Here is a 19,981-nt window from a genome sequence, read left to right on the forward strand (position 1 = left end):
TATTTAATCAATACATAAATAAAATAGATTAAAATAATTATTAATTAATAATTATTCTCTTTAATGTAATTATATATTTTTTCTCATGTGATGTCAACTTAATATTTAGAGTAACTAAATATTAAAAACTACTTTCCCTAACTCTACTCATAATTTCTGAAAAGAACTTTCTAGAAAGATTGCTGTCCCCATATATAATCATAATATTCTCATCATTATTTCTATAACCATTTACTGTCCAGTTCATAGACCCGGTTATTACTATATTTTCTTTACCAAATGGATTAATCACAGCACTCTTAGAATGTAATTTTCCCTTTAACCTATCTTCAAAAATTGGTATAAATTCATTCACATCTCCAACTCTTCTTATTGCACTCCAGTTCTGATTCCACATTCCCTCATCAATTACCATAAAGATATTACCCTTATTCTCTTTATTTTTTCTTTTGAGAATTTCCATTATCTCTTTTTCAGAAATACAGAATAAAGAAAAAAACATATCTTCATTCTGATTATTATTCAATACTTTTTTAATTTCATCCATAACAGTATTATTAGGAGAAAAATATATATCTACTCTTATATCCCCAATAAGAATACTCTTAACCCCCCTTAATGTTTTCCTCTTCCCAAAATTTGCGTACTTTTTATTTGGTTCTCTTCCTTCTGATCCCCACATTTCATTGAATTGCTCCAGATAAAATTTTGAAACCTCACTATTTCTTATCTTAATACAATGCTGTTGATTACCATCTAACTTTTTATCAATAGCATCATCATACGTTCCATACAATCCAGTAACAGTAAAGTTCCAACTTCCTGTCCATAATATCTCCTTATCTACAATTACAAATTTATTATGCATTTGATTCCCTGGAGATGAATATACACCTTCACTGATTTCTTCCCCATAGCAAAGAACATATCCTTCTACATTCTTCTTTCCAATTGTCAATTTTTTATATCTTTCATTTTCATTTATATTCTTCTTAAGCCCAAAGAAGTCTCTAATTTTACTCTCTTGAACCATAAAAATTGGAGAATCCGAAAATACCATTATGTCATCATCATTTCCAATTACTCCATCTTTTCCTCTTATCATTTTCTCTAGATATATTCTCATTAGAGTATATCTTTTTTCTCTGTATTCATCCTTTCCTTCTTTACCATCAACAATAACCCTTACCCTCACACCCTGACTTGCCTTTTCAATAAGCCCTTCCACAATATCCGGAAGATTTATTTCATAGATACAAACATCTATTGATTCTTTAGCCTCATTTATCATCTCAAGAAGCTCACTCTCAAGATTAATATTCCCCCAACTCCTATTACCATATTTTCTACTTATGGATTTATTAAAAAAACCTTCAATAACTTCATCTCCATTTACATTCTCATAACTATCTCCATACGATAAAAACATTATTACTAGAATAATTATTCCTATGGATAATATTTTTTTGTATGTTGCTTTATGTATATTTTTTAATTTGTTTTTCATAAATTTATTCCTTATATTTTTTTATTTCTATTGCTAAAATTATATCCAGAACCACCTCACATATACTTTTATTCATTAAATATGTCCAGTAAATAATTTATGTAATAATTTTAAAAAACATGGTTACAATATCTTTGGAAAGAAAAAAAAAATTTTTTGGAGGTATATTATGGCTTATAAAATTAATGATGCATGTGTTAACTGTGGCGCTTGCGAGCCTGAGTGTCCAGTTTCATGTATTTCTCAAGGAGATAATATTTATGTAATAGATCCAGATGTATGCATTGACTGTGGTGCTTGCGCTGCTGTATGCCCTGTTGGTGCACCTAATCCAGCTTAATGCTTTAGAATCAGGAACTTCTTATAGTTCCTGATTTTGTTCATTTTCCCTCTTTATTTATGTATTTTTTTGTGATATCATATACTTGGTCAAAGAAATGAATATTTTCGTTTCTTTTTAATTATTTGATTTCTTAGGAGGGTATTACTATGGCTTACAAAATATTAGATACTTGCGTAAACTGTGGAGCATGTGAAGCTGAATGTCCAGTTTCATGTATTTCTGCTGGTGATGGAATCTACGTTATAGACGAGGCTGCTTGCATCGACTGTGGTGCTTGTGCTTCTGTTTGTCCTGTAGAAGCTCCTCAAGCTCAGTAATTGTAGCTTGCTTAAAAGATGTACAAGCCTTTGTACATCTTTTTTGTTGTTCTTTTTTAACTGTATAAATATTTTGGAGTTTGCCTTTTTGACTGTGAAATGCTTTTTTAATTTTTTGATATGTACATTTTTTTATTTTCTCTTATATTTCTGATAAATTATGAGTTTTATCTTCACCTTAGTATTATAAGTAATTTATACTTATATCTCTCTTTTTTAAGATACCGTTGATAATAATATGTTAATATTTCATATTTATCTCTTCTGATAATTTCAACTCCCTAAATAACTATAAATAATATTTAATTTCCTTAATTATATTCTCTATTCTTTAACCCGAAGGGCGCCTTGTCCACATCTTATTCATAATATATTGTGAAAATAAGTATATTTTAATTTTCAACCCTTTTATAATATTATTTATAGGCGCAGCCTCTTTATAAAATCACTGTTCTACCGCTATATATCAATTTAATCATACTATACAGCTACACTATAATAAATGGCTTTCCTGTTCTTAAAATCCTTTATCCTCATACTAGTGTATTCACTATGGCTTTTTATAAACAGACTTCTAACACTAAAGTTGTTTACTTCTTGACAAAATCCCTTCTCCATATCATAAAGTCCTTTTCTTTTCATAAACCTATACCAATAAAGATAGTTGTTCATATATTTGCTAGAAACTCCCTTAAATCGTGTTATCCATGAGTAAATCTCCCTTTTCATACTCATAAGAGCTCTTAAATTATACTCTTTGGATTCATTACGGGTATTTTTCCTGCCAAGCTCTAAACCACTATTTTTAACATATGTATGATAATGCCTATTCCCCTCGGTAGATACTACAGAATCATCGTCTATCCTCCCATTGAACATTGCTCCTAGTCTTCTAGGATTTATTTGTAGCATATCTGTAAGTTCAGCTAACATATTTCCTCTTTTATCTATTCCCAATAAAATATAGTTGACCCTATGCCCCTTGAATATAAAGTGGTATGTTGGCTCCCTATGTAAAAAGGGAAACTTGTTTTTTGTTCCACATCTTCTTGATTTGTCATACACCCAACGCTTCTTTCCTTTAGTACTCTCCATTACCAGCATATGTCCTATTTCAACATTTCCACCTATATTCCCAACTCCCATTTCACTTCTTAATCCATCCAATATTTTATGTCTCCAGTAAAATGCTGTTGCTATGTTTATGTCAACGACCTTACTAGACTCAATAAGTGTTAGTCCCATTAACATACATATCATATATTCTATCCATTTTCTCATACTCTTCTTACTATTATACATAGGGGATGAGGTTGTATCTCTGAAAGTGCGTCCACACTCCTTATTCTTGCACTTATATCTCTGTTTTCCTGCTTCTACCCCATACTTCCATATATCCTCACACATACAATGTGGACATACACGCCCATTAATAAATCTCATTTCCCTAATTCCGTCTATTATATCTTGATTAAAGTTATTATCCTCTTTTGAAGAATCTCCATCTATATTCTTAATAATCATCTTTAGAATATTTGACCGTCTCATTCTCTCTTTATTCTGGTCCTCATGTTTCTTTTCCTCAAATTCCGTTAGCGCTTGCTCCTCCTTCTCCCTTTTAATTGCATCATTTGCTATTTTAAGAAATCCCTCTTTTATAAATTCCGGCATATTGGAGTTTTCAACGTCACTAACAAGCTGTTCAAGCGCACTCTTGCTTTCCTTTTGATTAGATATCTGATTATAATTACTTTCTTGATCTTGCTTTTTATCATTTTTTACTAATAGACTCATACTTACCTCCATATAATGCATCAAAAACTTTATACAAACATACTTTCGTTATATTGTAATTATGGCCTACAAAATATTTTTTAATCATATTGAATTATTTTTTTCATTATGTCCATGATTTTTTATTTGAACGCTTGTCTTCTGCCGAGATAAACCCTTTTCAACGGTATTTTAAAAAAGAGAGATATGTCTCAAATAAATAGTTAAACGTCTACCTATATAAATTTCTATAAGTTAAATTAATGAACTTCTAAAACAATATGAATAAATGAAAAGATTATATGGTATATTATAGAAAATACTTATATAAAAATACTTATATGAAAATAACATTATATTTAATAAAAAGGAGTATTTATATGAAAAAAATATATGCACCATTATTGATATTGTTTTTTATAATAATCAGTGGCTGTGGTCACTCTCAATCACAAGTAAGAAAAAATCCTGATAAACTCCTTGAATATAATTTCTCATATGATGATATATCTAAGATAAATAAGAAGTTATCAAAACAAAAATACTCATACTCTACTAAAACAAATAAAAATATAATATCCATAATATCTTTAGATAATGGAAAGGCTTATGTTAAAGAATATATAATTAATGATAATGAAGTTAAAGATATAGAAATTTCTAAAAAGGATTTCATAATTTCTCTTCATGCAAATAGTACAATACTATATACATGGAATATAAAAAATAGTTCACATTTGAAAACCGATGAAATTTTCGAGCTTAAGAGTAAAAAAACAATAGGAATACCTTTTTCAACTGATGCTGACGGTGAAAATTATAATAGAGAGAACTTTCTCTTTGAAGTAAAAAAAGAAGGAACTCAGAAAATAGTACTTAGATATGAGCATTGTGAAAATGCAGAAAAACTAAAGGATGATTATAATGAAATAACTTTTAACTTAAAAGTATGTAATGAAGAGGATAAATAATTTGGGTATTAAAAAAAGAGAGCCACTGCTCTCTTTTCTTATTCAAATGATTGGAATCCTTCTCCAACCGTTTCGTGAACATTGTATGTTATTAAAAAGGCTTTATCATCTAATGCCTTTATGTATTGCTTCAATCTAATAAATTGCTTTTTACCAACAACAGTTGTTATTATAACCTTATCTTCACCTGTATAGGCACCTTCAGCTCTGTAAATAGTAGCCCCTCTATCTAGAACCTCAATAATGTATTTCTTAATTTCTTCACCTTTAGTTGATATAATCTCAACCTTTTTATTCATATTAAGACCTTCAATAACCACATCTATAAGATAACCTAGTAAGAAAACACCAAGGATAGAGTATAGCCCTTTACCCAATCCGAAAGTAACAACTGCTAACATTGTAACGCAAAAGTCTGCTACTAGAAGTCCTTTACCAATATCCATATGGAAATATTTATTAAGAATCTTAGCAATTATATCGGTTCCTCCTGTAGATGTTCCTTGATAGAACACTAGAGCAAGTCCAATTGCAGTTATAGCACTTCCAAATAACGTTTCTATAAAGATATCTCCAGTTACAGGCCCACTAAGTGGAGTAAATATCTCCATCAATCTCATGTATCCTGATAATGCTAGGAATGCGTACACTGTAAACGCCCCGAAATCTGCTCCAATAAACACAAGTCCAACTACAAATAATATTAAATTCAATACTAACAAAATTCCACTTAGAGGTATACTAGGGAAATAGTAATTTAATATCTTACTTAATCCTGTTACTCCCCCCGGTGCTAGATTGTTCGGATCCATAAAATAATAGAATCCAGCAGCAACCAAGAACACTCCTATGTTGATCAAAATAAACCTTTTTAAAAACTTCTTCCTATCCATTACTTGCCTCCCATTAACCTAAATTTTAACTTTCAAAAAAAATCTCCCAACCATTATAAGGTCAAGAGATTATTATCATCCGCATTCATGCGTTTCTTTTAAACTTTAAATTATAAGACGTGGATATATTCATATCCACGTCTATTTTATATTAATTATTTGAATTTGTAAATCATATTTCGCTAAGTCAAAATATTCAGAATTTACCCAAGATTAACAAGTGATTGACAAAAGATTTATCTATTCCCTAAAAGTTTCCTTATATCCTTTGTTACATGATTTTCATAATCAATAACTTTGCCTTCCCATGTTCTGAACTTAATGTGATCCTTGCCTCTTGAGATTAGATATTGAGGTAAAATTGGAGTCTTTCCTTGTCCTTTAGGGGCATTTATAATATACGTAGGTATTGCAAGTCCTGATGTATATCCTCTTAAATATTCCATTATTTCAATACCGTCATCAACAGAGGTGTTAAAATGTGTTGTTCCATGAACATGTTTAGCATGGAATATGTAATAAGGTCTAATTCTTACTTTTAATAATTCTTGATTAAGACATCTCATTACAAATTTATTATTATTGATACCATTTAAAAGCACAGCTTGATTTCCAAGTTGGACACCTGCAAGAGATAATCTAACACACGCCTCTTTAACCTCTTCAGTTATCTCCATAGGATGATTGAAATGTGTATTAACATATATAGGTCCATATTTCTTTAACATGTCTGTAAGCTCATTATCAATTCTCTGAGGCATTGTTACAATAGTTCTAGTACCTATTCTAATTATCTCAAGATGATTTATTGTTCTAAGCTCTTTTATTACCTTTTCAAGATTATTTGTGGATAACGTTAATGGATCTCCACCAGTTATAAGAACATCTCTTATTTCTTTATTATTTCTAATATAGTCAATTGATTCTTTAAGAACAGACCATGTCTTATGCATATCCTGTTGTCCAATATTTCTTCTTCTCTGACAATGTCTGCAATACATTGCACACTCATTTGTTACATTAATAATAAGTCTATCCGGATATCTTCTTGTAATACTTCCAGCTGGATTAGTATATTCTTCGCCCATTGGATCAAAGTCACAGTGATCCTCTACTGCCTCTAAACCTGTTGGTATACTCATCAATTTAATAGGATCAAATCTATCATCTGGATCTATCAAACTAAGATAATAAGGAGATATTGCCCATCTATAAGTTTTACCAACGTTAGCTATCTCGTCCTTCTCTTCCTGTGATAGATTAAGTATTTCACTTAATGTTTCAACATCACTTATTCTATTATGAAGCTGCCAATGGAAATCATTCCACTGCTCCTCTGAAGCACCTAAAACTTCCATGATTTTGTCTTTACGTTTAGAAATTATATCTTTCTGCTCTAATCCCTTTGGTATAGAGTCCTTCACAGCTAAATAATCTTCAATGGTATTCTTAAGTTCATTAGCTCTACTAATGGATATTTCTCTTTTATTCAATATTCATTCCTCCTATTCAAGTTAAAACAAAGCAATCTCCTTTTACCATTTTTGTATTTTTCTTACATATACAATGGTGTTTTGATACTGAAAATATACGATTATCGAAATTTTTATTATATGTAATATATAAATTAAATTCATTTATATATTATTAAATTAGACATTAGTTAAACAATGAATTTAAAATGAAGTAATTCACAATGATATTACTATTAGATATTACTTTTAGAAAAGTTTATTAGATTAGTTTTATTTAGCAATATATACGTATGTTTAACACTAATATTTATTATAACACTTTACCACTATAATATCAAATCACTGTAAAGTTTAGGTTTACTTTTGATATTTTGTAGTATAAACGAAAAAAAGCCACTATGGTTTCTAAAATGTACCCTATAGAGTAGACACTATAAAAAAAGTCTACTTTATAGGGTATTTTTATGTATAATTAAATAAATGAGAATTCGGGGGATAAAAAATGAGTAAAAAGATATTTACAGAAGAACAAATAGAAACTTTGGCACAAAACAAATACGTAAAAAATGTCACTAATAAAGCAATTACGTATACTGATGAATTCAAAAAAATCTTTATAGCTGAGAATCAGAACGGAAAATTCCCTAGAGAAATATTCGAAGAATGTGGATTTGATGTAGATATCATAGGAATTGAAAGAGTAAGATCATCTGGTAAAAGGTGGAGAGCTGCTTATAGACATAATGGTGTATGTGGTTTAGCTGATACAAGAAGAAACAATTCAGGAAAGCCAACAACTAAAGAGCTTTCTTTAGAGGAGAAATATGCACGACTCCAAGCACAAAATAATTTACTGAAAGCTGAGAACGAACTTCTAAAAAAGCTCGATATGATGGAAAGGATGATGACGCGAAAGAAATAAAAATACTTCCTAAGGACAAGTTTATAATAATAAGAGATACAGTTAAAAAATATAACTTGAAAAATATGATTAGTTATTTATGTAATCTATCGGGCGTATCAAGGTCAGGATACTATAATTATTTTTCTGCAACAGCCATGGAATCAAGAAATAAGCGAGAGCTTTGTGATGAAGTAGCAAAAGACTTGATTTTAAAAGCATACAAGTTCAAGAATCGTAAAAAAGGTGCTCGTCAAATTAAACTGACATTAGACGGTCAGTTTGGTATTGTATATAATTTAAAGCGTATAAGGAGAATAATGAGAAAATACAACATTGTTTGCCCCATAAGGAAGGCTAATCCTTATAGAAGAATGGCGAAAGCCACCCATGAGCACAGAGTTGTCCCTAATTTATTGAATAGAGAGTTTAAACAAAATATCCCCGGAAAAGTACTGCTTACAGATATAACTTATCTAACGTATGGTAATAACAAAAGAGCATATCTATCTACGATTAAAGACGGTTCTACTAATGAGATACTAGCTTATAACGTAGCCACTAGCTTATCGCTAGATATCGCCACTGATACAATATATAAATTATTGAATAATAAAGATATTACTCTTGCCCCTGATGCCTTTATCCATTCAGATCAAGGAGCACATTACACTAGCCCCAATTTCCAAAAGTTAGTGAAAAGTTTTGGATTAGGACAATCAATGTCTAGACGAGGAAATTGTTGGGATAATGCACCTCAAGAATCATTCTTTGGACATTTTAAGGATGAGGCTTACATTAAATCATGCACAGCTCTGGACGAGCTTAAAGATGAAATAGATGAATACATGGATTACTATAACAATTACAGATATCAATGGAATTTAAAGAAGATGACTCCTGTATCATTCAGAAATCATCTTCAAGCTGCTGCATAGTCTTTTTTTATAATGTCCTTGACAAAGGGTACATTTTATTCTATAGTGGTCTTTTATTGTTTGCTCTATTTAAAACGTCCCCTTTGGTATGTAGAGTTTAGTATTCTCAACACCTCTTATAAATCCAAGGTTATGATAAACTGCTTCTGAATCATTACCTTGAGTAACATATAAAACTAAGACCTTATATTCTTCTTTTAATTCCGTTAATGCTCTTTTTAACATATTAGTAGCTAATCCCATTCTTCTATATGAAGGTTTAACCGCAACATCAAAAACAAGGGGCCACCCTTCACACATACTTATAAGACATACTCCTACAAGTTCATTTGTTTCATTATCATAAATCAATGTAGATGCTTTATGAAATATCTCAGTATTTTCTTTGCTTTTAAAATAATATCCGACCCTACGCACATAATCATTAAGCTCTTGTCCATTGTCATCTACCCCACCGATATTCGCTTCTAGATATACTTGAGCCATCTCATCACATTTAACTGCTTGAACCTGCTCTATTCTAAATCTATCATCCCACTTAACATCAAACTCTACTGTTGGACGGATTAACCAACACCTTTTTTCCATTATTCTAAAACCAAGCTTTAGATAATTATTGACTTCTTCATTTAATATTTCATAAGCAAATATGTCTTTTTTCTTATCAGACCACTCAATTAATAGTCTTTTTAATAATTTCATGACTTTAAATTTTTCTTCAAATGGAGGAATTAAAAACATATCACAAATTATATTAGGTGCAATAATCACTCCACCTACTATTTCTCCATTATTTTTAATCCAATAACAATTATTCTGAGTAAATTCATTATCCCCATAAAACTCGGCAATTTTATCCCAGCTGTTTATAGCAAATTTATTCAAACACTTATCTGAATAAGTCATTATATGAATTACAAAATTCTCTACCTCAGCTTTATGAATTGAGTATTCTTCTGAAAGTTTATATTCTTTTATATCCTTATCCCACTTAATTAATCCCATACTTTTATCCTCCTTAATCTTCTAATTATATGCTACCATGCCCCTTTACTCATATAAACCTCGTAAATAATACATAACTAAACTTGAGCAATAAAAAAAGCACGGATTACCGTGCTAAAAAAACTATAGATACATTTTTATTATTGTCTCATAAAGTTCCTCTTCAGACTCACTCTCAATATACTTGCCATCAACTCTTACAATAGGTTTATATCCGCAGCATGCACATTCTCCTATGCATTTGTTCACTGATGTCTCAATTTGCGGATACTCTTTTAATAATTTATCTCGCAGTTTCCCACTTGCAATATTATGTTCACAAAAACTAACTTTCATTGTTCCACCTCAACTTAATTTCTTCAACACATTCTTTTATAGAATTGAATTTATTAGGATAATCCATGTGTGCTTTCTTTATAACAGCCACTGGTATATTAAGATCTAGGGCACTTCTAATCTTCTCATCTGTCCCTCCAGCAAGCCCGCTATCCTTCATTATTACACATTCTATATTATACTCCTTATAAAAGGCTTTATTCAACTGATAACTTACAGGTCCCTTTATCATTATAAGATTGTGAGGTTCTATACCGACCTCCTCCATCTCATTCATGACTTTTAAAGTTGGCAGCACTCTGTGTATTATCCTGTTAGGCACATTAAGGTGCACAACTCTTTTTATGTTCCTGCTTCCAGTGGTGTTTAATACATTTCCCTGTATTTTTTCAAGTACCTCTTGAAGACCTTCATATCCATCAACTAAATGAACAAGTTCCTCATCTCCATACCTTTCAACAACACTTTCTCTCTCATACCTTAGATAGGTTATACCACTCTCATTACAAGCTTCAATGATATTCTTTGAAACCTCAACAGCATATGGATGAGTACTATCAAGAAAAATCTCTATATTATGTTCTTTTATCTTATCCATAAATCCCTTCTTATCAAGAGGTGTTGTATTAAGTATTTTTATATCATACTCACTTAAAATGTCTCCACCATACTTTGTTGCTGTAGTTACAAAGACATCTCCTGTAAATTCATTGATTCTTTTTAAAATCTCTCTTCCTTCGCTTGTTCCAAGAACTAAACCTATCACTTACTACACCTCACTACCTTACAATATTTAAAAACACTCTATTTTAAATACAATATTTTTCCCTAGATAAAATGAGTCAATTTCTAATACTAAAGAACAGTAAAATGTAGATTTTCACCCTAGTGAAAATCATCCATCATTCTCAATTCTCCATTCTCAATTTCTTTTATATTTTATATCCTCTAGGAGTTATAATTCTTCCATTCTCAATATATGTATTACTGTTACCAATAACAACTATGGACATCATATCAACAATCTCTTCATCAAAATTTCCAAGAGTTGAAATATGTACACTCTGATCATCTCTCAATGCATTTCTAACTACCCCAATTGGAGTGTTTCCATCTCTATATTCTCTAACAATATCAAGGCACTCTTTAAGATAATGTGGTCTTCCTTTACTCCTAGGGTTATATAATGAAATTACAAAGTCACCTTCAGCAGCAAGTTTCACACGTTTCTTAATAGCCTCATATGGAGTCATAAGATCACTTAAGCTTATGTTGCAGTTATCATGCATCAAAGGTGCTCCAAGTACAGAAGCCGCTGAACAACTTGCAGTTACCCCTGGTATAATCTCAACATTAGCATTATTATCAATTTGTAATATAAGTCCTGCCATTCCATAAATACCAGCATCACCCGTACTAATAACAGAAACCACCTTATCCTGTGCAAGCTCGATTGCTTTCTTGCATCTATCCTCTTCCCCTCTCATCCCTGTTGCATATGTTTCTTTTCCTTCAAGAAGAGGTTCAACCATCTTTAAGTATTTTGTATAACCAACAATTATATCACTTTCCTCAATAGTCTTTCTTGCTTTAATCGTCATATGCTCAAGACCACCAGGACCAATTCCAATAACATATAATTTCTTCATTCGAACTCTCCTACTCTGCTTAATATTTTCATAAACTTAAAGAACAATAAGATATTGATTTTCATACCAGTGAAAATCATCCATCATTCTCAATTCTACATTCTCAATTCTCCATTTATTTTTATCTTTCCTATTGCCAACGTCATACCTTCAAGCTTCTCTTTATGATGAATTATATCACCACCATAGAGTTCAATAACAGGTTCAGCCACACATCTCACGCCAGTGATTTTCTCAACAAAATCACTTCCCTCATACTTAAGGTGAACTGTTCTTATCTCCTCTTTTGAGTATGTTCTAAAAGGACATTGAAGATACTCAGCTAATTCAAGTATGCACTTCTCATCTTTCTTAATATCGATAGATGCAATTTCTTTAACTCTACGTTTATCTATATTATATTGATGTAGTTTCTCTTCAACTGTTCTTATCATCTTTTCCTTAGAAAAATCTCTTCTGCATCCAATCCCAAGGATAATATCCTTTTTCATGAGATATAGTACTGTTTTCTCATTATTATCTACCCATTTTATTTGATCCAGCATATCATCTACTTCAACAGGATTACCAACAATTACAGCTCCATATACAGGTTCCTCACTGTTTTTCCCCTGTTCATGATTCAAATACCCTTTAGGAGTGGATATCTTATTATCATGATCAATAAATACAACCTTCTTATTGTTGACCAAAAAGGCTGCAATCTCCTTGCATACCTTCATGTCATGGATGATAAGATTGTTTTCCTTTGCCACCATATCAGGAGCACATATTCCAAGATTATCAGTTGCGGTTGTTATAACAGGGACAGCATCTATACCCTCACCTATTATATGTGTTAGCTCATTTGCACCACCGAGATGCCCACTTAGCAAACTAATTGCAAACTTACCAGTACAATCCACCACAACAACAGCTGGATCTGTAGTTTTACTCTTCATTAAGTTTCCAATGCCTCTAACAGCAATCCCTGTAGATGATATGAACACTATTGAATCATATTTTCCAAAAGCATCCTCAACAGATTTCTTAAACCCATGAGCCTTTACCTCAGCACTTTTCATTAAGTGAATACATTCACTTTGAAAAAATGATTTCAAAGCATCAACAACCCTGCATCCAACAGGATCACCTTTTGCCGTCACACTGATTACCACAACTTTACCCTTCATAGTTCTCTCCTTACTTATTGCTTTTAGCGTGTGAACTTCTGAACATATGCGTGAAGTCCTTATCATATAATTTACTCTTCTCATATTCGCAGTCAATAAAGTCACCTACAAGAATCTGTGCTTGCTTTTTGATTCCTGCTTCATGAACCTTCTCTGCTATATCATCAAGAGTTCCAAAGATTACTCTTTCATTTTCCCATGTAGCTCTCTCAACAATAGCTATAGGTACATTTCTTCCATATCCTTTTCTTAGTTTTCCAACAACCTTTTCGATCATGCTTATAGAAAGGAATATAGCCATAGAAGCACCTATTGAAGCAAGCTTCTCAAGATCTTCAGTTTCTGGTACTGGAGTTCTTCCTTCAACTCTTGTTAAGATAACAGTTTGAGTTACTCCTGGAAGTGTAAACTCTTTCTTTATAGCAGCTGCTGCAGCCGTACATGAACTAACCCCTGGAACTACAGTATATTCTATATTTAACTTGTCAAGTTCATCCATCTGCTCCTTAATAGCGCCATAGATAGCTGGGTCACCTGTGTGTAATCTTACAACATCTTTACCTTCTTCTGTTGCTCTTTTCATTACCTCTATAACATCCTCAAGAGTCATTGAAGCTGAGTTAAATTTCTCAACCCCCTCTTTACAGAATTCAAGATGTTCAGGGCTTACTAATGAGCCTGCATATATAACCACATCTGCATTACTTAAAGCATTTCTTCCTTTAATCGTTATTAAATCAACATCTCCTGGTCCTGCACCAACAATATAAATCATGTCATTTTCCCCCTATATAGCCTGTGCTAATTCTTTTTTCTTAGCAAGAATCAACGCCATGTATTCTTTGTTCTTAATGATCTCTTCTCTATCTCTTAAAATCTCTTCTCCAACTCTTCCAGCTTTCTTCACATAAACATAGTCAAATCCATTAGCCTCTAAGAAATCAACAACCTCTTCTTCTCTCTTATATACTTTCATTATAACCAAAAACTTTTCATCTTTAACAGCATCTAATCTAGCTGCTGGAAGAACCATAAGTGGTTCATTACCAAGTACAAGATACTCATTAGCTACAGATGCACTAGCACAGAATGAAGTTATTCCAGGTACTGTTACAACCTCAAATCCTCTTTCATTGATATAATTTAATAAATGAGTGTACGTACTATATACAAAAGGATCTCCAATTGTAAGGAATGATACATTCATACCCTTCTTTAAGTATTGGTATATTGCTTCATATGTTTCTCTTGCCTTCTCTTGAGTATTCTTCTTACCCATTGGGAAGTGAATTATCTCAACTATCTTATCTTCACTAATATACTCTTTAGCAGTTTCATATGCGATACTCTCTCCACCTTCAAATGCACTTGGAGCGAATATCACCTCACTGTTCTCAATTGCTCTTATAGCTTTAATCGTTAAAAGTTCACTATCTCCTGGTCCAACACCTATTCCAAATAACTTTGCCATTATCTTTTCCTCCTTAAGCATATCTTTAATCAATATGTTCTTATGTTTATAAATCTTTTAAAACTAAAATAAGATATTCTGAAGAATGAAGAATATCAACAATATTTGTTCTTTATTCCTTATTCTTTATTCTTTGGTTTTCATTCCGTTGATAATAAAAATCGGATTGTTAGCCAATATCATTTTACTCTTACCCTTTATTCTATTTACAGCTACTTGAACACACTCATATTCCATACCTATTTCTTCAAGTTTGTCCATAGCCTTAACAGCATTACTTAGTGTGATGAAGTTCAATACTATACTTCCTCCCTCATGGAGCAGTTCATAGCATTCATCAATTATTTTCTCTAGTTCTCCACCACTTCCTCCAATAAATATGGAGTTAAATTTTCCACTGAGAGCTTTAATCTCTTCAAGAGCCATCCCATGGATAACTTTCATATTATCTATCCCTAGTTTCTCTATGTTTAACTTGATAAGCTCAACTGCTTTATCTTCTTTCTCTATTGCAATTACTTCTCCCTTTGGACAATTCACCGCAGCATTAATACTCACTGAACCTGTCCCAGCTCCAACATCAAGAATTCTACTATTTTCTTTAATATCCATCTTCACAAGACTTAAGGTTCTAACCTCTTCCTTTGTCATTGGAACCTTAGCTCTTATAAATTCATCATCTTTTAAAATTCTCATTAGACTTCTCTCCTAACAACCACAACGCTGAGCCATGAGAACTCTTTATTCATAAGTTCATCAGGTCTTCCCTCTGTGATTTTTTCATCTTCATAGGATAGATTCTCTCCAACAATAACACTACATTTAATTTCATTGTTAAAAAGCTCTCTGCATAACATCTCAGGAGTATTCTTCTTACCTGTTAACCAGAAAGAAGTTTCCTTGTCCTTTACACAATATATAAAGTTATTTTCTCGACCATGCATACTGCTTACATGAGCATTGTGCCAAGGAATAGCTTTCTTTGACGCAAGATATTGAAAACTACTTATACCTGGAATTATCCTGATTTCCTCATGCAAGTTTCTCTTTAAATAATCACTAATTCCATAAAAACAAGGATCTCCTGATGCCACTATAGCAACATTACCTTTGTATTCTTTAACCTCTTCAAGTATAGTAGATATACTAGTTACACACTTCTTGTTCTTTTCTATAAAATCTATACTATTAAGTGCTCTTTCAAACCCAATGATTACATCACTTTCATTTAACACATCAATGGCTAAAGGAATAATATATTCTCTAGCACCTGGCCCGATACCCACGATAGTAACCATATCTATCCCTCCATTGTGCTGTATAGTAGCCCTCTTTTCATTGCGAAGATTGCCACATCACATTTCATCTCATCATAATTATATATCTCAATTCTTCTTTGAATCTTCTTACAAATATTCTTATATATGAAATTATATTTATCTTCGTATTTCTCATGAAGCTTATTAACTGCACCTTCTGTTGTCTTCTCATCATAAATATCCTTCACGATGGAAGTATCAACACCATTCAAGGCAAGTTCCAATGCCAAACTCTCTAATCTAACATCGCTGACACGTGAATGTGTCTGGAAACAGCCCATAGATATCTTGCACATCTTACCTATATGACCTACAATGGTAACCTTTTTTATTCCTAATCCTCTGCATGTATCCAGTGCAAAACCAACGAAGTTTGACATCTCAACACATTTTGATTTATCAAGGCCCATCTTCTCACAGAAGTTTTCACCCATGTTCCCAAAAACAAGTATAGGTTCTGTTACTCCCTGTTTAAACTTAGACTGTATCTCAAGTTCAACCGAACCTTTTAGAGCCTCTTCACTCATAGGAACTACAATCCCTGTTGTACCTAAGATGGAAATTCCACCTTTAATATTAAGCCTTGGGTTAAAAGTTTTCTTAGCAATTTCCTCTCCTTCAGGAACAAAAACGGTTATTGCCACACCTTTACCCTCAGGCAGAACCTCATGAACTTCTTTTTTTATCATCTTACGTGGAACAGGATTTATCGCAGGATCTCCAACAGGTACATATAATCCTTCACCCATTACAACGCCTACACCTTTTCCCCCTTTTAGCTCGTACTCACTATCATTAATCTCAGCTCTTGCCCATATTTCAATACCATTAGTTATATCAGGATCATCTCCACCATCTTTTAAAACACAGCATTCAACAACCCCTTCTCCAACCTTAATTTTCTCAATAGGTATTGTAAGTCTAATTCCTTTAGGTGTATCTATCTCTATACTCTTAAGTTCACTGCCTTCAAATAACATTTCTGTTGCAGCTTTAGCAGAAGCTGCTGCGCAGGAACCTGTTGTATATCCACATCTTAGTTTTTTACCACCACTATTTATATATAAATCTAGCATAAAATCATCCTTTACCCTTAAAGAGTATTTTCAACAAACTCTAGCATCATACCCTTTTTAAGTTCCTCTGCCTTTTCCTTTCCTTGAAGTTTTTCAACTAACTTCAAAGCAAAATAGATTGCTGTTGCAGGGCCTCTGCTTGTAACAATATTTCCATCCTCTACAACTATATCTTCCTTAACTTCTGCTCCCTTTAAATATCCTTCAAATCCAGGGTAGCATGCAGCTTTTTTACCTTCTAATATTCCACAGTCACCTAAAACCATAGGTGCAGCACATATAGCAGCAACTAGTTTATTCTGTTCTTTAAACTTAATAACTGTATTTCTAACATTCTCGCAATTCATAAGGTTTTCAGAACCAGGCATACCTCCTGGTAAAATCACTGCATCAAATTCTTCATCATTGAAACTTTCTAAAGTTAAATCACTTTTTATTTCAATATTATGTGCTCCTTTAGCCATAATTTCATCTAATGAACACATTAAACACTGAACTCCACCACGTCTTAAAACATCAACAACTGTCAAAGCTTCAATCTCTTCAAACCCTTCAGCTAAAAATACAACAGCCTTTTTCATCATTCTTCCTCCTCTCAAGAAAAAATATATAATTAATTTAGTCTCTGTCTACGTTCATGTACATTAAAGCATTCACAATTGAAGCTGCAACAGTACTTCCACCTTTTCTTCCTCTAACAGTAATCATTGGTATATCCATCTCTTCAATCTCTTCTTTACTCTCAGCAGCTCCTACGAATCCTATTGGAGCACCAATAACAAATTTAACATCTGCTTTTCCTTCAAGCATTAACTCTTTAAGTCTGAATAAAGCCGTTGGAGCATTACCAAACACAAAGAATTGAATCCCCTCTTCAACAGCCTTTTCAACCCCAGCCATTGAACGAGTAATTCCTCTTCTTTTAGCCTCTTCAGCAACCTCCTCATCACTTACATAACAAACAACCTCGCACCCTAATTTCTTAAGAGCTCTCTTATTCATTCCTGATAAAGCCATCTTAGTGTCAGTATAAATCTTAATACCTTCCTTCAACAAAGCACATGCAGCATCAATAGAACCTTCTCTAATATACGTTATATCCTTATATTCAAAATCAGCAGTGGTATGGATCACTCTCTTTATTATTGTCAATTCTCTATCATTAAAACTATGAGGACCCATTTCCTCACCAATTATCTCAAAACTCTTAACCTCAATACCCATTGGTTTCTTAATATAATCCATATCTCTTACCCCTTGTTTTTATTAAATTTTTTTCAATTAATTAAGTTCTTTTTCATAAAAATCAAATTATGATATTCTGAAGAATAAAGAATATCCTCAATATTTATTCTTTTCTCTTTATTCTCTATTCTTTGATTTACTCAGCATTTCAATAATAAATCTCTCATTTCCTAGAAAGTGAATATGAGCATATGCCCCTAATGTATTATTCTTTACATACCCACATTTCCATTTTTTTATGTCACCATAGATACTTGTCTTCTCCACATCATAAGCTGTTTCTTCTTGAAGCTCTACATAAGATCTATGGAACTCATGACAATTAATACTTAATTCATTCTTATGTAATGGCGACTTCTCTCTTACATTAACAGCAGCATAACCAAAGTTCTGAAGTCTTTTAGTCATAAAGGACTTACCATTTAAAAATGAAACCAAAGAATAGGTTTGCTGTGTATCCTCAAACTCTTTAATCTCTTTACTATCTATACCTTGGGTTAAATACATTAACCCACCGCATTCAGCGTAACAAGGCAGTCCTGAATCAAGCTTTTTCTTAATATCCTCAAGCAACTCCACATTTGAAGCGAGTTCACTTCTGAACACCTCTGGATATCCCCCTCCTAAATATAGAAAATCAATATCCTCTGGGAGACTTTTATCATTTAACGGGCTGAAATAATGAATTTCACCTGCTTTCTCCAAAATATCAAGATTATCTTTATAGTAGAAACTAAATGCCTTATCTAATGCAACTCCAATTTTTAGATTCAATCCTTCAAGCTCACTAAAGTCATATTCAACATCATATTCCTTACATTCCTTTGAAATACTAAGAATCCTGTCTACATCAACATGCTTTTCTACCAATTCTCCACATAGTGAAATTTTATCCTGAATATCCTCAATCTCGCTGCTCTGAATAAGGCCAAGATGCCTTGAACCAAGCTTTAATCTATCATCCTTAGGAATATATCCTAATACCTCTATGCCACAATTCTCTTCAATTGATAATTTTAATAATTTATAGTAACTTTCTGAAATACCGTTTAATACAACTCCAGCAATATTTGCATTCCTAAACTGTTTAAGCCCCATAATCTCTGCACATAATGTCGTAGAGACACCCTTTGGGGATAAAACAAGAAGGATTGGCAAACCTAAAGTCTCGGAAAGGTGATATGTTGAATACTCTTCATCAATCCCTTTACCATCATATAAACCCATAACTCCTTCGATAATGGCATAATCCTTATTTCCATTAGAGATTGAATATTTAACTCCTTTCTCTCCCATTAGATATAAATCTAAATTTCTGCATGGTTCACTTGTAATCATACTATGGAAAGCTGGATCTATATAATCTGGCCCAACCTTATAACTTTGAACCTTTTCCTCTCTGTTTACGAGAGCCTTTAATACTCCCATGGTAAATGTAGTTTTTCCACCACCACTACCATTTGAAGATATAATCAATCCCTTCATAATCTTTACCTCTCATTTTTTTATAAAGCACATTAATTTGTTAAAATAAAAAAGGACTTTCTCAAAAAGGGCAGAGAAAGTCCGTAAAAAAGAATTTCCCTCCGA

Annotated in this window: 21 protein-coding genes; 4 read left to right on the forward strand and 17 right to left on the reverse strand. The window is 32.3% G+C overall.

From position 1 onward, the window contains the following. Positions 1-121: 121 nt before the first annotated feature. Positions 122-1,507: a phospholipase D-like domain-containing protein gene (locus OW730_RS21100; protein ID WP_271226023.1), complete on the reverse strand. Its 1,386-nt coding sequence runs from the start codon at positions 1,505-1,507 to the stop codon at positions 122-124. 169 nt (positions 1,508-1,676) lie between these two features. Between OW730_RS21100 and OW730_RS21105 the strand changes: the two genes are divergently transcribed. After that, a complete protein-coding gene (locus OW730_RS21105; RefSeq protein ID WP_271226024.1) occupies positions 1,677-1,847 on the forward strand; it encodes a 4Fe-4S binding protein in 171 nt (56 codons plus the stop codon). A 149-nt stretch (positions 1,848-1,996) separates the two neighbouring features. Further along, positions 1,997-2,167, forward strand: coding sequence for a DUF362 domain-containing protein (locus tag OW730_RS21110; protein WP_271226025.1), 171 nt, complete (start codon positions 1,997-1,999; stop codon positions 2,165-2,167). Positions 2,168-2,647: 480 nt separating this feature from the next. Here OW730_RS21110 and OW730_RS21115 read toward each other — a convergent pair whose 3' ends face one another. Further along, positions 2,648-3,961 carry an IS1595 family transposase gene (locus OW730_RS21115; protein ID WP_271226026.1) on the reverse strand — a complete coding sequence of 438 codons (1,314 nt, stop codon included), beginning with the start codon at positions 3,959-3,961 and terminating at the stop codon, positions 2,648-2,650. 359 nt (positions 3,962-4,320) lie between these two features. Between OW730_RS21115 and OW730_RS21120 the strand changes: the two genes are divergently transcribed. Further along, positions 4,321-4,911 carry a protease inhibitor I42 family protein gene (locus OW730_RS21120; protein WP_271226027.1) on the forward strand — a complete coding sequence of 197 codons (591 nt, stop codon included), beginning with the start codon at positions 4,321-4,323 and terminating at the stop codon, positions 4,909-4,911. 38 nt (positions 4,912-4,949) lie between these two features. Here the strand turns inward: OW730_RS21120 and OW730_RS21125 are convergent, their stop codons facing one another. Further along, positions 4,950-5,804 (reverse strand): YitT family protein, encoded by an 855-nt coding sequence (locus OW730_RS21125; RefSeq protein ID WP_271226028.1) that lies wholly within the window; start codon positions 5,802-5,804, stop codon positions 4,950-4,952. A gap of 236 nt (positions 5,805-6,040) precedes the next feature. Next, the gene (gene eam, locus OW730_RS21130; protein ID WP_271226029.1) at positions 6,041-7,297 is read right to left on the reverse strand and encodes a glutamate 2,3-aminomutase; all 1,257 of its coding nucleotides are present in this window, start codon (positions 7,295-7,297) and stop codon (positions 6,041-6,043) included. Between the two features lie 484 nt (positions 7,298-7,781). On the opposite strand from eam, the gene OW730_RS21135 reads away from it, so the two are divergent. Further along, positions 7,782-9,118, forward strand: a protein-coding gene (locus tag OW730_RS21135; protein ID WP_442945378.1) for an IS3 family transposase whose coding sequence is annotated in 2 segments (ribosomal slippage) — positions 7,782-8,163 and positions 8,163-9,118 — 1,338 coding nt in all. Because the reading frame shifts where the segments join, the coding sequence is not laid out codon by codon here. 69 nt (positions 9,119-9,187) lie between these two features. On the opposite strand, the gene OW730_RS21140 is transcribed toward OW730_RS21135, so the two are convergent. From OW730_RS21140 to OW730_RS21200, 13 genes are all read right to left on the reverse strand, one after another. Then, complete coding sequence (locus OW730_RS21140) at positions 9,188-10,123, reverse strand: GNAT family N-acetyltransferase (protein ID WP_271226030.1); 936 nt, start codon at positions 10,121-10,123, stop codon at positions 9,188-9,190. Positions 10,124-10,246: 123 nt separating this feature from the next. Beyond that, a complete protein-coding gene (locus OW730_RS21145) occupies positions 10,247-10,459 on the reverse strand; it encodes a DUF1450 domain-containing protein (RefSeq protein ID WP_271226031.1) in 213 nt (70 codons plus the stop codon). Beyond that, positions 10,449-11,225, reverse strand: coding sequence for a cobalt-precorrin-6A reductase (locus OW730_RS21150; RefSeq protein ID WP_271226032.1), 777 nt, complete (start codon positions 11,223-11,225; stop codon positions 10,449-10,451). The genes OW730_RS21145 and OW730_RS21150 overlap by 11 nt, the downstream gene beginning before the upstream one ends. Positions 11,226-11,391: 166 nt before the next feature. Next, entirely contained in the window at positions 11,392-12,108 is a 717-nt protein-coding gene (gene cobJ / locus OW730_RS21155; RefSeq protein WP_271226033.1) for a precorrin-3B C(17)-methyltransferase, read from the reverse strand. A gap of 95 nt (positions 12,109-12,203) precedes the next feature. Further along, on the reverse strand, positions 12,204-13,280 hold the full coding sequence (gene cbiG, locus OW730_RS21160; protein WP_271226034.1) for a cobalt-precorrin 5A hydrolase: 1,077 nt from the start codon (positions 13,278-13,280) through the stop codon (positions 12,204-12,206). A 10-nt stretch (positions 13,281-13,290) separates the two neighbouring features. Then, positions 13,291-14,055, reverse strand: a complete 765-nt coding sequence (gene cobM / locus OW730_RS21165; protein ID WP_271226035.1) for a precorrin-4 C(11)-methyltransferase — start codon at positions 14,053-14,055, stop codon at positions 13,291-13,293. Positions 14,056-14,067: 12 nt separating this feature from the next. Next, on the reverse strand, positions 14,068-14,751 hold the full coding sequence (locus OW730_RS21170) for a cobalt-factor II C(20)-methyltransferase (protein ID WP_271226036.1): 684 nt from the start codon (positions 14,749-14,751) through the stop codon (positions 14,068-14,070). A 126-nt stretch (positions 14,752-14,877) separates the two neighbouring features. After that, on the reverse strand, positions 14,878-15,447 hold the full coding sequence (cbiT, locus tag OW730_RS21175; protein ID WP_271226037.1) for a precorrin-6Y C5,15-methyltransferase (decarboxylating) subunit CbiT: 570 nt from the start codon (positions 15,445-15,447) through the stop codon (positions 14,878-14,880). Beyond that, positions 15,447-16,049 carry a precorrin-6y C5,15-methyltransferase (decarboxylating) subunit CbiE gene (gene cbiE / locus OW730_RS21180; protein WP_271226038.1) on the reverse strand — a complete coding sequence of 201 codons (603 nt, stop codon included), beginning with the start codon at positions 16,047-16,049 and terminating at the stop codon, positions 15,447-15,449. The genes cbiT and cbiE overlap by 1 nt, the downstream gene beginning before the upstream one ends. Before the next feature lie 2 nt (positions 16,050-16,051). After that, complete coding sequence (gene cbiD / locus OW730_RS21185; protein ID WP_271226039.1) at positions 16,052-17,146, reverse strand: cobalt-precorrin-5B (C(1))-methyltransferase CbiD; 1,095 nt, start codon at positions 17,144-17,146, stop codon at positions 16,052-16,054. Between the two features lie 17 nt (positions 17,147-17,163). Beyond that, entirely contained in the window at positions 17,164-17,727 is a 564-nt protein-coding gene (locus tag OW730_RS21190; protein ID WP_271226040.1) for a DJ-1 family glyoxalase III, read from the reverse strand. Between the two features lie 37 nt (positions 17,728-17,764). Next, complete coding sequence (locus OW730_RS21195; protein ID WP_271226041.1) at positions 17,765-18,391, reverse strand: precorrin-8X methylmutase; 627 nt, start codon at positions 18,389-18,391, stop codon at positions 17,765-17,767. A gap of 117 nt (positions 18,392-18,508) precedes the next feature. After that, positions 18,509-19,876 (reverse strand): cobyrinate a,c-diamide synthase, encoded by a 1,368-nt coding sequence (locus OW730_RS21200; protein ID WP_271226042.1) that lies wholly within the window; start codon positions 19,874-19,876, stop codon positions 18,509-18,511. Between the last annotated feature and the right edge of the window lie 105 nt (positions 19,877-19,981).

The organism is Oceanirhabdus sp. W0125-5, from assembly GCF_027938815.1.
Classification (GTDB): Bacteria; Bacillota; Clostridia; order Clostridiales; family Clostridiaceae; genus Oceanirhabdus.